We start from the raw sequence: 300 nt of genomic DNA on the forward strand, positions 1-300 counted from the left end.
CACGCAGCCTGGACATCATTGGCCTCCTGACCCAGTTGTGATTTGCAAGCGGTCAACTGATAGCTTGACCGATTGCGAATTGCAAGCGGATGGGCGGCGGCGTCGCGCTCGGCGGCACGATCCCGGTCTATGGATTTGACTTGAGGAAGCGGCGGCCACGGCGCCGGTTCGCGCGTCCGCGCGTGTCCCGCTATTCCATCGCCAGGATGAGGTTGCGCACCACGGGATAGATTTCGCGTTCCCAGCGCTTGCCGTTGAAGACGCCGTAGTGGCCGACATTGGCTTGCAGGTGATGCCGCT

General features: G+C 62.3%; 1 protein-coding gene. It reads right to left on the bottom strand.

Features of this window, described 5'->3' with window-relative positions; all coding sequences use genetic code 11:
• Positions 1-190: 190 nt before the first annotated feature.
• Positions 191-300, bottom strand: a 110-nt coding sequence (locus tag EN818_RS34405) for a hypothetical protein (RefSeq protein ID WP_135906746.1), incomplete at its 5' end; no start/stop codon positions are given.

The sequence above is a fragment of the Mesorhizobium sp. M3A.F.Ca.ET.175.01.1.1 genome (assembly GCF_004791945.1).
Classification (GTDB): domain Bacteria; phylum Pseudomonadota; class Alphaproteobacteria; order Rhizobiales; family Rhizobiaceae; genus Mesorhizobium.